We start from the raw sequence: 16,560 nt of genomic DNA on the forward strand, positions 1-16,560 counted from the left end.
TTGTTTAACATTGTGTATAGATGTTAAGTTGCTAAACATTAGCTTAATTTATACTAACCAAAATGTTGTTGAAAAAGAAAATGTTGTTTGCCTCTGGCTTTCTGCTAATTGCGACTGCTTTAATTGCCTTTTCGCTTTTTTCTTCTGAGAAAGAGGTTGATTTTAACACCCAGGTTAAACCTATTTTAAATAAAAAATGCATTTCGTGCCATGGCGGCGTTAAACAGCAAGGTGGTTTTAGCGTGCTGTTTAGAGAAGAAGCACTTGCCAATACCAAAAGTGGTAAGCCGGCAATTATTCCCGGTAATGCAGAAGCCAGCGAATTTATAAAACGCTTAAAATCCAACGATCCCGAAGAAAGGATGCCTTATAAACACCCTGCCTTAAATGGTGAGGAGATTGATGTGTTAAGCAGCTGGATAAACCAGGGCGCAAAGTGGGGGCAGCATTGGGCCTACGTAAGTGTTAAACCTACTAATGTGCCTGATGTAGATAATGACTGGGTGCGCAATGACCTGGATAAATTTATTTTTGCAAAACTCAAAGAAAACAAGTTCGAACCTTCCAAAACAGCCGATCGGGCAACTTTATTAAGAAGAGCGAGTTTGGATCTGATTGGTACTTACCCATCAGAAAAACTGGCGAAATTTTACCTCAATAGCGAAAACGAACCTCAGGCATACAGTATATTGGTAGATAGTTTGCTGGCATCGCCAAAATTTGGCGAGCGTTGGGCTTCCATGTGGCTGGATATTGCCCGGTATGCCGATACAAAAGGTTATGAGAGCGACCCTAACAGAAACATCTGGAGCTACCGCGATTGGGTGATTAAAGCCTTTAACCGCGATATGCCATATGATCAATTTATCACCGATCAGATTGCCGGCGATTTATTCCCCAATCCAACCGATGCTCAATATATTGCTACCGCTTTTAGCCGGAATACGCCCACCAATGATGAAGGTGGTACAAACAACGAAGAATTTAGAACATCGGCAGTGTTGGATCGGGTTAATGCAACCTGGGAAGGGCTGATGAGTACAACGTTTTCTTGCGTACAATGCCATAGCCATCCATACGATCCTTTTAAGCATGATGAGTATTATAAATTCATGTCGTATTTTAACAATACAAGGGATGAAGATGTGCAGGCCGAATATCCTTTATTCAGGAATTTTAACGATAGCTTAAAAAACGAGTTGAATACTTTAACAAGCTGGGTTAAAGCTGTTGCAGGTAAAGAAAGAGCAGATCAAATGAGTTTGTTTTTAAAAACAGGTGAGCCTACAATAAATTCAACCACGGCTGATCAATTGGTTAATTCGGTAATTGGCAACAATAACATTGCGTTATATTTTAAAAACAGTTCATCGGCAAGGCTAAAATCAGTAAACCTTCAGGATATAGATCAACTGATTCTGCGTTACAACTGTAACCAACCAAATGGCACAATGAGTTTGCACCTTGGTTCGGCAAACGGACCGGTTATTAAATCGTGGAAACTTGCTCAAACACAGGGTTATGAAAATGTAGCGATTGATTTTCCTAAACAGAGTGGCTTGAAGGACGTATACTTAAACTATACGAATGCCTCGGTAAAAAATCCTGATCAGTTTATGGTGTATTTCGACTGGTTTTATTTTACAAAGCAATTTCCTGGCAAGGGTAAGCCCGAATACGCAGCCAAAATGAAAACGTTTACTGATTTAATGAATGCCAAGGTGCCTACTACACCAATAATGGTCGAAAATCCTTTGAGCATGCAGCGCAAAAACTATGTGTTTGAGCGTGGTGCGTGGACATCAAAGGGTAAGGAGGTAAAAGTTGGGGTGCCAAATTCTCTTGCTTTTGCTATGCCCAAAAATGCACCCGATAACCGCATGGGCCTTGCAATGTGGCTTACCGATAAAAGAAATCCGCTGGTATCAAGAACAATGGTTAACCGGTTGTGGGAGCAATTATATGGAGCAGGTTTGGTAGAAACCCTCGAAGATATGGGTACGCAGGGCATGGCACCAACCCACCAGGAGCTGTTGGATTTTATGGCTTACCAGTTTATGCATAAATACAACTGGAGCGTTAAAAAAATGCTGAAAGAGCTGGTGATGATGGCCACTTACAGGCAAGACAGTAAGGTATCGGAAGAATTAAAAGAAAAAGACCTTTTTAACAAGTTTTACGCCCGTGGCTCGCGCATCAGGCTTAGTGCTGAGCAGATAAGAGATCAAAGTTTGGCTGTTTGCGGTGTACTGAGCAACAAAATGTATGGCCCGCCAGTAATGCCCTGGCAGCCCGAAGGCATTTGGTTTTCGCCTTATAGTGGTGCCAAATGGATTACCAGTGGTGGCGAAGAACAGTACCGCAGGGGTATTTATACTTATTGGAAAAGAACGGCCCCTTATCCATCAGCTATTGCTTTCGATGGGGCATCGCGGGTAGTTTGCAGTCCGCGGCGAATCCGTACCAACACCCCTTTGCAAGCCCTTGTTACCTTAAATGATAGTGTTTACATCGATCTGGCCAGAAAACTGGCAGAACGTATGGATAAGGTTGGCGGGAACAGCAGCAAATCAAAAATTTCAAAGGGATATGAACTCATTTTATATAAAGCAATCCCTCAAAACCGGCTAAAAATATTTGAAGATTTATATGCCAAAGCCTTTGATGAGTTTAAAAAGAATGCGGCTAACGTATCGGCTTTTATGGGCGATAAACAAAAGAAATACAAGCCAGAGGATGCAGCAATGGTTTTAGTGGCAAATGCGATGCTCAATCTGGACGAAGTGGTTACCAAAAATTAATCTGATTCATTATGACAAGAGACGAGTTAAACGCTCATCGGTTAATTAAAGAAGCCCATGAGGCCAATGCGCAACTTCATTCGCGGAGGCATTTTTTAAAAGAAAGTGCAATGGGCCTGGGTGCTTTAGCGATGGGATCTTTATTGGGTGGCTGCGGCAATCTTTTTTCCAGTCCACAAACTAAAATTGCTTACGATCCGGCACATCCTTTATTGCCAAAATCGCCCCCCTTGGTTGGTAAGGCTAAAAGTGTAATTTATTTACATATGGCGGGCGCACCATCTCAATTGGAGCTGTTTGATTTTAAACCCGAACTGATGAAAATGGATGGGCAAGACTGTCCGCCATCATTACTGGCAGGCAAAAAATTTGCGTTTATCACTGGCGTACCAAAAATGCTGGGTCCACAGGCGGTATTTGCCAAGCATGGTCAGTCTGGTGCTTTGGTAAGCGATAATCTGCCACACTTTTCTACTATGGTAGATGATGTAACTTTTTTAAAAGCGGTAAAAACCGATCAGTTTAACCACGCACCAGCTCAATTATTGGTACATACCGGTTCGCCACGCTTGGGCAGACCAAGTATGGGCAGTTGGGTTACTTATGGTTTAGGTTCAGAAAATCAGAATTTACCCGGATATGTAGTGCTTACCAGCGGAGGAAGTTTTCCTGATGCCGGGAAAAGTGTTTGGGGGAGCGGTTTTTTACCTTCAGTATACCAGGGTGTACAATGCCGCAGTGAGGGCGATCCGGTACTTTTTATTAAAGATCCTGATGGGATGAACCGCGATTTAAGAAAAGCATCTATCGAGGCCATCAACAAAGCAAATGAACAACAATATCAGGAATATAACGACCCGGAAATTTTATCGCGGATAGCACAGTACGAAATGGCTTACCGCATGCAGATATCGGCACCGGAAGTGATGAATATTAATGATGAACCCGCCTACATTCATGAAATGTATGGAACACAACCTGGTAAAGCTTGCTTTGCCAACAATGTGTTGCTTGCCCGTAAACTGGTAGAAAAAGGAGTACGGTACATTCAATTGTTCGATTGGGGTTGGGATGCGCATGGCGATAGTTCGAATAACTCGCTCAATATTGGCTTAAAAAATAAATGCAGAAGTATCGACAGGCCGATTACTGCTTTACTGATGGATTTGAAGCAACGTGGCTTATTGGAAGAAACTTTGGTGGTTTGGGGAGGTGAATTTGGCCGCACACCTATGATGGAAAATAGAAACGGTATTCAAAACCCATTCAAAGGCAGAGATCACCACACAGAAGCATTTACCATCTGGATGGCAGGCGGAGGTGTTAAAAAAGGCTTTACCCATGGCGAAACCGACGAAATAGGTTACAGTGCCATCAGCGGTAAAGTGGATGCTTTCGATGTTCAGGCCACGATATTAAACCAGTTGGGTTTCGATCACGAACAGTTTACTTACCCTTTTCAGGGCCGGCCGTTCAGGTTAACTGATGTAGCAGGTAAGGTAATAAGGGAGGTTGTGGCGTAGGAACTAGTCGGAGGATAGAAGTTTTGAGTCCGAAGTTTAGAATAGAAATACCACCATTCAATAATCCAATCACGAATAAAATAACTCATTCAATCATTAATTCATGTCTCAAACCAGGAGAAAATTCTTACAAAATACCGCCCTTGTAACGGTGGCTTCGTATTTGGCACCCCTACAAGATGTTAGTCCACATGCGCTTAGCAGGGTAAAAACCAAAGTAGGGTATGAACTTTTATTTATGCAAACCGATTGGGGTTTTGAAGGTACAAGAGATGAATTTTGTGCAGCCGCAAAAAAGGAGGGGTACGAAGGAATTGAGGTGTGGTGGCCTGGAGAAGATAAAGCAGTGAAAGAACTTTTTGATGCCGTAAAAAAATATAAACTTGAGATAGGATTTTTATGTGCCGGCTCACAGGCAAATATTGCAGATCATCTGGCATCATTTAAAAAAAATATAGATGCCATTTGCGCCAATACCTATCAGAAACCACTTTACATCAATTGCCATTCGGGGAAAGATTTCTTCACATACGAAGAAAATAAACGGATTATCGATTATGTAACAGCCAAAAGAAAATCATCAGGGATACCGATTTATCATGAAACGCACCGGAGCCGGATGATGTTTGCCGCCCCGGTTGCAAAGCATTTTGCCAAAAAAAATCCTGAAATAAGGTTCACCCTCGATATTTCACATTGGTGCAATGTGCACGAAAGCTTACTGGCTGATCAAAAGCAAACCATCGACTTTATTTTGGAAAAAACAGATCATATCCATTCCAGGGTAGGGCATCCCGAAGGTCCGCAGGTAAACGACCCAAGGGCACCTGAATGGGCCAAAGTAGTAGAGGCGCATTTGGCCTGGTGGGACAAGGTGATTGCCAGGAAAAAGAAAAACGGAGAACGGATGACGATCTTAACCGAATTTGGCCCGGCAGATTATATGCCAACTTTGCCCTACACCCGCCAGCCTGTTGCTGATCAATGGGCAATAAATGTGTATATGATGAATTTATTAAGAAAAAGATATCAATAAATAAAGATGCTTGAGTTTTTTGGCCGTTTTCATCCTGTTTTTGTTCACCTTCCCATCGGCATTTTATTGTTGGCTTGCATCTGTATTGTACTGTCGCTCAAAGCCAGCTTTGCAAATCTAAAGCCTGCAATTTCCATCATGTTGCTTTTAGGCGCATTAAGTGCCATAGTTTCTTGCATAACCGGGTATCTTTTGGCAAATGGTGGTGATTATGATGTCAATTTGGTTAGCAACCATCAATGGATGGGCATTAGCGTTGCTGCGTTATCGCTTGTTTTTTGGATCATTTACAATAAAATTAAGGCTAAAGGGATATTGGGAGCAGTTGCAGTTATCCTTACGGTACTAATTTCTATAACAGGCCATATGGGTGGATCTTTAACCCACGGATCAGATTATTTAACCGCACCCCTAAAAGAAAGTGGCTCAAAAGGGGCTGCGGCCATTCCTGCAATTCCAAATGTGCAGGAAGCATTTGTTTACCAGAATGCAATTCAACCCCTCTTTAAAAACCGTTGTTACAGTTGCCACGGCAGCGAAAAGCAAAAAGGAAAACTCCGGTTGGATGAAGAAGTTTATATTTTAAAAGGAGGAGCAAACGGGGCTGCCCTGGTAAAAGGTAAGGCTGAAGAAAGTGAACTGGTTAAGCGGATCCTGTTGCCATTAAATGATGAAGACCATATGGCACCTAAAGAAAAGTCACAGCTTACCGCTAATGAAATTGCTTTATTAAAATGGTGGATAAAGAATGGTGCTGATTTTAAGATAAAATTTAAAAACCTTCCTCAAACACAAGAAATCAAACCTGTTTTAGCCATGTTGCAAAATGGTGAAGCAGCAAATGAAGAAATAAAAAATACCGATATCCCGGAGGAAGAAGTTTCGCCTGTTGATGAAAAAGTACTTAAAAAGTTTACTGATGCAGGTGTAACCATAATTCCTGTTTCACAAAATACAAATTACCTTTCGGCAAACTTTATCAATGCAAAATCGATGGGTAAAGAGGTGTTGGATCTTATTAAATCGGCAGATAAACAGCTGCTTTGGCTTAAACTCGAAAATAAGTATGTAACCGATCAAACACTGGCAGCCATTAAAGATTGTAAAAACTTAACCCGGTTAAGCCTAAACAATACCCAGGTAACTGATGCTGGTTTGGTAGCACTAAAAGATTTAGATCAGTTGCAATCATTAAGTTTGGTAGGTACTAAAATTACAGCCAGGGGAATTAATCAGTTAAAAAAACTTCAAAATCTAAAGTACCTCTATATCTATCAAACTGGGATAAATAAAGCCGATCTGGCTGGCATCAAAAAAGTATTGCCAAAGGTAACTGTAGATACTGGAAATTATAAGATTCCTATGTTGGCGCAAGATACCACTGTAGTTAAAGCACCATAGCCAACAATAGCAGATAGGTTGCTTTTAGGTAGCGAGTCGGAGCTTTTAGGTAGTGAGTCGAAGCTTTTAGGTAACGGGTTGGAGCTTTTAGGTAACGGGGCGGAGCTTTTAAGTAGTGAATCGGAGCTTTTAGGTCAAACGATTGAGGTCAGAGGGTAAACGATTGGGGTCAGAGGGCAAACGATTAGGTTCAGAGGTCAAACGATTGAGGTCAGAGGGTAAACGATTGGGGTCAGAGGGCAAACGATTAGGTTCAGAGGGCAAACGATTGAGGTCAGAGGTCAAACGATTGAGGTCAAAGGGCAAACGATTGGGGTCAGAGGTCAAACGATTGAGGTCAAAGGGCAAACGATTGGGGTCAGAGGTCAAACGATTAGGGTCAGAGGGCAAACGATTGGGGTCAGAGGTCAAACGATTGGGGTCAGAGGGCAAACGATTAGGGTCAGAGGTCAAACGATTAGGGTCAGAGGTCAAACGATTAGGGTCAGAGGGCAAACGATTGGGGTCAAAGGGCAAATGATTGAGGTCAGAGGTCAAACGATTGGGGTCAAAGGGCAAATGATTGGGGTCAGAGGGCAAACGATTGGGGTCAGAGGTCAAACGATTGAGGTCAGAGGGGGTCTGTTCAATAAACTGTGTCAAACAGAAAATTAATATTAAGGCTAATCACGAATAAAAATATATTTCGGTTTCCTATTTGTAGCCTAAAAGTCTTTTCTGCACTTTATTAATGATTTGTTAATATTAAACTTGCAACTTATGGCAATTAATTGGTAACAATGGTTAATGCAAGCAATTTTGGTCAGGATTTTTTATGGGGTATAGCCACCGCTGCTGCACAGATAGAGGGTACGGCAACTCAATATGGTAAAGGGCCTTCCATTTGGGACACCTTTACCGCCAAAAATGGTAAAATAAAAAAGAACCATAAATTAGATCCCGCCTGCGATTTTTATCATCGTTATGCCGAAGATGTTGCCCTGGTTAAACTTTTAGGCTTTAAAGTTTTTAGGTTTTCAATCTCCTGGTCGCGCATTTTGCCCTTAGGTAGGGGAGAAATCAACCAGGAAGGAATCCGTTTTTACCACAACCTTATCGATGAATGTTTAACAAACGGCATTACCCCTTATATTACGCTTTATCATTGGGATTTACCCCAGGCTTTGGAAGATGAGGGTGGCTGGACAAGCTTCAGTATTAATGCGGCTTTTAATGCTTTTGTAAGCATTTGCGCCTTGGAATACGGCGATAAAGTAAAAAACTGGATTGTACTGAATGAGCCTTTCGGCTATACCTCACTAGGGTATATGCTGGGTGTACATGCCCCTGGCAAAACTGGGTTAAGTAATTTTTTTCCTGCTGTTTTACATACCGCATTGGCACAGGCCGATGGCGGAAAAATATTGCGTGCTGAGGTTAATAATGCCAATATTGGTACTACCTTCTCCTGCTCGGAGGTGATTCCAAATACGCAAAGCGATAATGATATACTGGCTGCGAAACGTGTAGACTGTTTAATGAACCGCTTATTTGTAGAACCTACCTTGGGCATGGGTTTTCCTACTGCCGATTGGGATGTATTGGAGAAATTTCAAATTGAATATGGAACATGGCGGCTTCAGGAAAGGATGAAATTTGATTTTGATTTTATCGGACTTCAAAATTATTTTCCATTAACTATAAAATACAATGCTTTTATTCCGGTTATCCAGGCTTGGGAAGTAAAAGCAAAAAGCAGGAAAAAGCCTCATACCGCTATGGGATGGGAAATTAATGCCCAAAGTTTTTATAACATTATCAAACAGTTTTCGGCTTACCCAAATGTTAAAAACATCATCATTACAGAAAACGGAGCTGCCTATCACGATAAATTGACCGATGGAAGAATAGAAGATCCTGAGCGGATTGAATATTTTAAACTTTACCTCAGTGCGCTTTTAAAACTCAAAAATGAAGGGGTTAACGTTACTGGCTATATGGCATGGACATTAATGGACAATTTTGAGTGGGCTGAAGGATTTACAGCCCGGTTCGGGTTAATTTACAACGACTTTAAAACCCAGCAGCGAACCATTAAGGATTCTGGCTATTGGTGGCAGGAATTTTTAAAGCAATAAGTAGATCAGCTAAGTTTTTCAATCCTATATACTGCTCATCTTAAGTTTTTTATAAACCGTTTAGGATGATTTAACAAAGCCATATTTAAGGAAGCTGGCTTTGCAGCATCCCCTATTTAATTATGAAAGTTATTATATTAGCTAATCTTATGCTTTAAGCGCATTTGTTTCTTATTTTAAATCTGCGAAAGCTTTTTTTATCTAAATTAACATCATGAATGATAAAACTGTTGTTTATAAAACCTTTTATAACCCCATAGAAGGCAACATTGTTAAGGCCAGACTGGAAGATAGTGGTTTTTCATGTTTCCTTGCAGATGAAAATGTTTCTACAATTTATCCTTTATATAACCAGGCAATTGGAGGAATTAAATTAATTGTTTTCGAAGATGATGTAGATCAGATCAATCAGCTTTTGGCTGAAGATAACAGCGCCCTTGTTCTTGATGGTGAAGAACCACAGCACCAGCCGGAAGAAAAGATTCTTTGCGAGGTTTGCGGATCTGACAATGTTGGTTATGGAATGGCAACAAAAAAGAAATTTAGCTGGTGGGTTATTTTAATCTCATTCTTTGTTGCGGTTTATCCTCCTTTCAAAGGCAATAAATGCTACCATTGCTACAATTGCGGCCATGAGTTTAAATAATTATTAAAGAATAAAGGAGAGGTATTATGCTGAGCCTGTAGATGGGCTTTATTAAGATATTCCTAAATTAATCGTCATTGTGAGAAGGCTTTTTCAGCCGACGAAGCAATCTTTCCTGTAGATATCGCCAACATAAAAGATTGCTTCGTCGTTCCTCCTCGCAATGACGATCGTTTTATTAAACACCAAAGTCTGTGTCAACACCAAGGTCTGTGTCCCCACAGACCTTTTTACGGAATATTCCTAAATAAATCGTCATTGCGAGAAGGCTTTTTCAGCCGACGAAGCAATCTTTCCTGTAGATATCGCCATCATGAAAGATTGCTTCGTCGTTCCTCCTCGTAATGACGATCGTTTTATTAACACCAAGGTCTGTGTCAACACCCAAGGTCTGTGTCCCCACAGACCTTTTTACGGAATAGTCCTAAATAAATCGTCATGCAGAGAAGGCTTTTTCAGCCGACGAAGCAATCTTTCCTGCAAATATCGCCATCATGAAAGATTGCTTCGTCGTTCCTCCTCGCAATGACGATCCCTTTTATTAACCCCAAGGTCTGTGTCCCCACAGACCATTACATTACCATCATTCTCTTCGCAATCACGGCATTTTTGATATTAAAAAATCCCGTTCTGAATTAACAAAACGGGATTGATATTTTAAACGCTAGAATCCCGACTTCAGTAATCGGACTCCTAACTAATTAAAGTGCTGCTTTAGCTGCGGCTTCTGCGCGGATAATATTTAATGCACCACCAGCTTTAAACCACTCAATTTGTTGTGCATTATAACTGTGGTTAACCGCGAACTGCTCTTCAGTACCATCAGCATGGTGCAATACCAATGTTAAAGGTTTATCTGGAGCAAATTCTGTTAAACCTAAAATATCGATGGTATCATCTTCCAATATTTTATCGTAATCATCTTTATCAGCGAAAGTTAAACCCAGCATACCTTGCTTTTTCAGGTTGGTTTCGTGAATACGGGCAAAAGATTTTACCAATACGGCACGAACACCCAAGTGGCGGGGCTCCATAGCGGCGTGTTCACGGGATGAACCTTCGCCATAATTTTCATCACCAACTACGATAGAGCCTAAACCAGCTGCCTTATAATCGCGTTGAGTTGCTGGTACAGGACCATACTCTCCGGTTAATTCATTTTTAACGTTATCGGTTTTATCATTAAAGTAGTTAACCGCACCGATAAGCATATTGTTGGAAATATTATCCAAGTGACCACGGAATTTTAACCACGGACCTGCCATAGAAATATGATCCGTTGTACATTTACCTTTGGCTTTAATTAAAAGTTTCAAGCCTTTTAAGTCCGTACCTTCCCAAGGGGTAAAGGGATCTAACAATTGCAAACGGTGAGAAGTAGGAGAAACCAAAACCTGAACGGTTGATCCATCAGCTGCTGGTGCCTGGAAACCTGCATCATCTACAGCAAATCCTTTAGTCGGCAATTCATCTCCTGTAGGTGGATCTAATTTAACCTGCTCACCTCTATCGTTGGTTAAGGTATCTGTTAACGGGTTGAAACCTAAATCACCTGAAATGGCAATTGCAGCAACCATTTCTGGCGAAGCTACAAAAGCGAAAGTATTCGGGTTACCATCGGCACGTTTAGCAAAGTTTCTGTTAAAAGAGTGTACGATTGTATTTTTTTCTGCTTTTTCTGCACCCGTACGGTCCCACATACCAATACATGGTCCGCAGGCGTTGGTGAAAATTGTGGCATCTAAATCTTCGAAAGTTTTTAAGAAACCATCACGGTTTGCGGTATAACGAACCTGCTCAGAACCGGGGTTAATACCGAAAGCTGATTTGGTAACCAATCCTTTTGCAATAGCCTGGTTAGCGATAGAAGCCGCTCTTGATAAATCTTCGTATGATGAATTGGTACAAGAACCGATTAATCCCCATTCTACTTTTAAAGGCCAGCCATTTTTCTCTGCCTCAACTTTCATTTGTGAAACAGGAGTAGCTAAATCCGGTGTAAAAGGACCGTTTAAATAAGGCTCAAGGGTATCAAGGTCAATTTCAATTACCTGGTCGAAATAGCTTTCAGGGTTGGCATAAACTTCTTCATCACCTGTTAAATAGGCCGCAATTTTATTTGCTTCATCAGCAACTTCATTTCTACCTGTGGCACGTAAGTAACGTTCCATGCTTTCATCATAACCAAAAGTAGAAGTTGTTGCCCCAATTTCGGCACCCATGTTACAAATGGTACCTTTACCGGTACAACTTAAATTAACAGCTCCATCGCCAAAATATTCTACAATAGCCCCAGTACCACCTTTTACGGTAAGGATACCGGCAACTTTAAGAATTACATCTTTGGCGGCAGTCCAGCCGTTTAATTTTCCTGTTAACTTAACACCGATTAGTTTAGGGAATTTAAGTTCCCAGGGTAAACCAGCCATAACATCGCAGGCATCGGCACCGCCAACACCAATTGCAACCATACCTAAACCACCTGCATTAACCGTGTGAGAGTCGGTTCCGATCATCATACCACCAGGGAAAGCATAATTTTCTAAAACTACCTGGTGAATAATACCGGCACCTGGTTTCCAGAAACCGATGCCATATTTGTTAGATACGGATGATAAGAAATCAAAAACTTCAGCACTTTCGGTTTTGGCATGAGGTAAATCTATTGCAGCACCTTCTTTAGCTGTAATTAAGTGATCGCAATGAACCGTAGATGGAACGGCAACTTGAGGCCTGCCCGCCTGCATAAATTGCAATAAAGCCATTTGTGCAGTTGCATCCTGCATCGCAACGCGATCTGGTGCAAAATCTACATAGTCAGAACCACGTTTAAATGCCGTTTTAGGATCTCCATCCCAAAGGTGTGCATATAATATTTTTTCAGATAATGTTAAAGGTCTGCCAACTATTTTACGGGCAGCTTCTACACGGCTACCAAAGTTTGCATACACCTTTTTGATCATGTCTATATCAAAAGCCATACTTTATTTTTTATAATTATTGTCAATAATGGGACTACCTAAATTAAACAAATTTTAACAGACTTGTTTTTGTGAATTGTCAAATTATGTTATTTAAAAACATTCTATGCAAATTTTACATAAAACAAAAAGGCCATTCTGTTTACCAGATAGCCTTTTTATTGTTAACAAATAATACGCTTATTTGTTTATTACTGTTTTGTAGAAATAGGGGTAAACTTGGTTAAGTTAATGCCTTCTACTGCTACTTTATATTCTTCGATATTTGGAATACGACCTAATATGGCAGAAAGTACAACCACCGGAGTTGATGCCAGTAAGGATTCGCCTTTTTTGCCATCTTTATCTTCTACAACACGGCCCTGAAATAAACGGGTTGAAGTAGCCATTACCGTATCGCCTTTGGCTGCTTTCTCCTGGTTACCCATGCAGAGGTTACAACCCGGGCGTTCCAGGTACATAATGTTTTCATATTCTGTACGCGCCGAGCTTTTTGGTAAGGCATCGCTAAATTCAAATCCAGAGTATTTTTGTAAATATTCCCAGTCGCCTTCTGCTTTCAGCTCATCAATTATATTATAAGTAGGGGCAGCAACTACCAACGGCGCTTTAAAGGTAACACTACCAGTTAATGTTTCAACGTTTCTCAACATTTGAGAAACAATTTTTAAGTCGTCTTTATGCACCATACAAGAACCTACGAAGCCAAGATCTACTTTTTTATCGCCACCGTAATAAGTTAAATCCCTGATGGTATCGTGCGTATAACGTTTTGAAACATCTGCATTATTCACATCCGGATCAGCAATCATCGGTTCGTTGATGAGGTCAAGATCAATAACTACTTCTGCATAATATTTTGCGTTATTATCCGGCATTAAAGCGGGTTTAATACCAGTTTTAATTTCTTCGATTCTTTTGTTTGCTTTATTGATTAAACCCTGTAAAACCTGGTTATGGTTGTCCATACCTTTGTCTATCATGATTTGAATACGGCTTTTAGCAATTTCTAAAGATTGGATCAGGGTATCATCCTGCGAAATACAGATAGACGCTTTCGCTTTCATCTCTGCAGTCCAATCTGTAAAAGTAAAGGCCTGATCGGCCAATAAAGTACCTATGTGTACTTCAATAATGCGGCCCTGGAATACATTTTCACCATCAAACTGTTGCAACATCTGCAATTGCGTAGCATGAACCACATCACGGAAATCCATGTGTTCTTTCATCTGGCCTTTGAAAGTTACTTTTACCGATTCAGGAATTGGCATAGAAGCCTCGCCTGTTGCCAGTGCCAAAGCTACCGTACCAGAATCGGCACCGAAAGCTACCCCTTTAGACATACGCGTATGCGAATCGCCACCAATGATAATGGCCCACTCATCAATCGTAATATCATTCAGTACCTTGTGAATAACATCCGTCATAGAATGGTATTCGCCTTTAGGATCACGGGCAGTTATTACACCAAAATCATTCATAAACTTCATGAGTTTAGGGATGTTTGCCTGTGCTTTTTTATCCCAAACGGATGCAGTATGACAACCTGATTGGTAAGCTCCATCAACAATCGGAGAGATTACCGTAGCCGCCATTGCCTCTAATTCCTGGGCAGTCATTAAACCTGTTGTATCCTGAGAACCTACAATGTTTACTTCAACACGCACATCAGAACCCGCATGTAAAACTTTACCTTGTGTTAAACCTACTGCATTTCTGTTGAATATTTTTTCTACAGCAGTTAAACCCTGACCCACTATTGAAACTTCTTTAGCAGGGGCAAAAACCAACGGAGCTTCAATGCCTAAAGTTTTGGCCGCAAATGTTTGGATTTTTTTACCAAATACAATTGCGTAAGAACCACCCGCTTTAATAAATTCAACTTTTTGTGGTGTTAGGGCTTTCGAAATATCAATTAATTCCTGTTCGCCGTTGTATAGTTTTTTGGTTCTGGTATTGATGGTGAGTACTGTACCTGTTTCTATTGAGTAAACCTGCTCTAAAATTGGCTCATCGTTTTCGTTACGGAGCACATTGCCGTTTTCGTCGGTTTTCTTTACCCAGTTTTTAAGGTCGATACCGATACCGCCAGTTACATCAACCGTTGTTAAAAAAATAGGAGAAATACCATTGGTACCACCCACAATAGGAGCAATGTTTACAAAAGGAATATATGGACTTAATCTTTTACCTGTCCACAGTGCCACATTGTTCACACCCGACATACGAGAAGAGCCAACGCCCATTGTGCCTTTTTCGGCTACGAGCATTACGCTTTTATCGGGATGTAGTTCCTGTAAAGCTTTTATTTGTTCCTGAGCTTCAGGTGTGATCATGCATTTACCATGTAATTCACGATCAGAACGGGAGTGTGCCTGGTTACCTGGCGATAATAAATCCGTAGAGATATCACCAATACCAGCAATGAAAGTTACTACTTTAATTTCTTCAGCAATTGGAGGTAATTCTGTAAAGAATTCGGCCCTTGCGTAGCTTTCCAGTATTTCTTTGGCAATTTCATTGCCATTGTTGTATGCTTCTTTTAAACGATCGGTATCTGCATCGTACAAATAAACCTGTGTTTTAAGTACGTTCGCTGCTTTATGTGCTTTATCACCATTATCAGCAAGGGCGATATCTAACAATACTTTGATAGAAGGGCCGCCTTTCATGTGCGATAATAATTCGAAAGCGAAATCAGGTGTGATTTCTGGCACGATGGTTCCGCCTAAAATAATTTCTTTTAAAAACTCGGCTTTTACACCAGCTGCCGCAGTGGTGCCGGGCAAGGTGTTGTAGATGAAAAAATTAACAGCATCTGCTCTGTTAAAATTATTTACATTTTTGATTTGGGAGATGATTTCACCTAATAATTCGGCTCCATCAATAGGTTTAGGATGAAGACCCTGGGTTTTCCTGTCTTCAATATCCTGGATATAATCGTTATAAATACTCATCTTAGTTATTTTATCCTTATTGATGAGCGCAGGTGCAATAAAAATGCACAAGTGCTTTCCATCGAAAGAATACTGTTATTACATTTTAATTTGTGGTTTCCGACTGTAAAAACGCAGTTTTTAACGGCCAAAGCAAAAATAACAAAATGCAACCTTTAAATGTAATTTAGCCAGTCGATAACGTAATTTGGAATTGATCTAAATTGCAAGGTAAACAAGCTAAAAATTGCCATATAGGATGGCATTAACCGAGCCATGGTTAGTTAATAAAAAGAATAATAAAAGCTGCATTATATGATTGTGTTAACCGTTCGTTATCGAACAGGTTTGTGCGATTTTGAACAGTTATTTAATTGTCATTTGATTAATGTTTTGATATTAAGTGGTTTAAACGGCACCAAAAGCCTTGGCATAACATTGGCTTACCGCTAAAGCGATGAAAACCTAAAACCTTTTTCAGTAAAATAAGCCAATACCTTGGGCAGGGTGTAAGATAAACGGTCGAATGCTTTTAAACTGTCGTGAAATACAATTATAGAACCATTTTCGGTATGTTTAATTACGTTTTTATAACACTTTTCTGGCGGGAGATTGGTGTCGAAATCGCCGCTGAGCACATCCCACATTACGATGTTGAGCTGGGAGCTGGGCGCTGAGAGTTGAGAGTTGTTTGGTGCTGTAGACTCCGAACGCCAAACTAACGACTCCAAACTTTTGATCTGGCTTTTCTTAATTCTACCGTAAGGTGGGCGGAAAAGGTTCGATTGAGTGAGTTGCTGGCATTTTAATGTGTTTTGGAGATAGGTTTCATCGTCGGTTTTCCAGCCTTTTAAGTGGTTAAAAGTATGGTTGCCGATGGCATGGCCGGCGGTTTTTACACGTTCAAAAACGTCGGGATGTTTTACAATATTATCGCCAATGCAAAAAAATGTAGCTTTAGCATTGAAGGCTTTTAAAGTTTTTAGTACAAAATCTGTAACATTGGGTATAGGTCCATCGTCAAAGGTCAAATAAATAACTTTTTCGGTGCGGGATTTATTCCATAATAGCGATGGATAATACCATTTTAGCAGAAGCGGTGATTTGATCAGGTACATT

The 16,560-nt window shown here is 40.6% G+C and carries 10 protein-coding genes; 7 read left to right on the forward strand and 3 right to left on the reverse strand.

Annotation, left to right across the window (positions count from 1 at the left end; genetic code table 11):
• The first annotated feature begins 68 nt into the window (after positions 1–68).
• The 7 genes from AC0IWE_RS25465 (at position 69) to AC0IWE_RS25495 (ending at position 9,524) form a co-directional block, all read left to right on the forward strand.
• Positions 69–2,801 carry a DUF1553 domain-containing protein gene (locus tag AC0IWE_RS25465; protein WP_471795233.1) on the forward strand — a complete coding sequence of 911 codons (2,733 nt, stop codon included), beginning with the start codon at positions 69–71 and terminating at the stop codon, positions 2,799–2,801.
• A gap of 11 nt (positions 2,802–2,812) precedes the next feature.
• Entirely contained in the window at positions 2,813–4,324 is a 1,512-nt protein-coding gene (locus AC0IWE_RS25470) for a DUF1501 domain-containing protein (RefSeq protein ID WP_055907543.1), read from the forward strand.
• 103 nt (positions 4,325–4,427) lie between these two features.
• Positions 4,428–5,360, forward strand: a complete 933-nt coding sequence (locus AC0IWE_RS25475) for a sugar phosphate isomerase/epimerase family protein (RefSeq protein ID WP_471795234.1) — start codon at positions 4,428–4,430, stop codon at positions 5,358–5,360.
• Positions 5,361–5,366: 6 nt separating this feature from the next.
• On the forward strand, positions 5,367–6,761 hold the full coding sequence (locus AC0IWE_RS25480; protein WP_471795235.1) for a c-type cytochrome domain-containing protein: 1,395 nt from the start codon (positions 5,367–5,369) through the stop codon (positions 6,759–6,761).
• Between the two features lie 435 nt (positions 6,762–7,196).
• A complete protein-coding gene (locus tag AC0IWE_RS25485; protein WP_471795343.1) occupies positions 7,197–7,415 on the forward strand; it encodes a hypothetical protein in 219 nt (72 codons plus the stop codon).
• Positions 7,416–7,540: 125 nt separating this feature from the next.
• Positions 7,541–8,878: a GH1 family beta-glucosidase gene (locus AC0IWE_RS25490; protein WP_471795236.1), complete on the forward strand. Its 1,338-nt coding sequence runs from the start codon at positions 7,541–7,543 to the stop codon at positions 8,876–8,878.
• 214 nt (positions 8,879–9,092) lie between these two features.
• Positions 9,093–9,524, forward strand: a complete 432-nt coding sequence (locus tag AC0IWE_RS25495) for a putative signal transducing protein (RefSeq protein ID WP_471795237.1) — start codon at positions 9,093–9,095, stop codon at positions 9,522–9,524.
• A 701-nt stretch (positions 9,525–10,225) separates the two neighbouring features.
• Here the strand turns inward: AC0IWE_RS25495 and AC0IWE_RS25500 are convergent.
• The 3 genes from AC0IWE_RS25500 to AC0IWE_RS25510 all read right to left on the reverse strand — a co-directional run bounded on the left by AC0IWE_RS25500 (position 10,226) and on the right by AC0IWE_RS25510 (position 16,559).
• Positions 10,226–12,505, reverse strand: coding sequence for an aconitate hydratase (locus tag AC0IWE_RS25500; protein ID WP_471795238.1), 2,280 nt, complete (start codon positions 12,503–12,505; stop codon positions 10,226–10,228).
• Positions 12,506–12,696: 191 nt separating this feature from the next.
• Positions 12,697–15,462: a bifunctional aconitate hydratase 2/2-methylisocitrate dehydratase gene (locus AC0IWE_RS25505; RefSeq protein WP_471795239.1), complete on the reverse strand. Its 2,766-nt coding sequence runs from the start codon at positions 15,460–15,462 to the stop codon at positions 12,697–12,699.
• Between the two features lie 428 nt (positions 15,463–15,890).
• Entirely contained in the window at positions 15,891–16,559 is a 669-nt protein-coding gene (locus tag AC0IWE_RS25510) for a polysaccharide deacetylase family protein (RefSeq protein WP_471795240.1), read from the reverse strand.
• Position 16,560: the final 1 nt, after the last annotated feature.

This window comes from Pedobacter sp. AC402 (assembly GCF_979252805.1).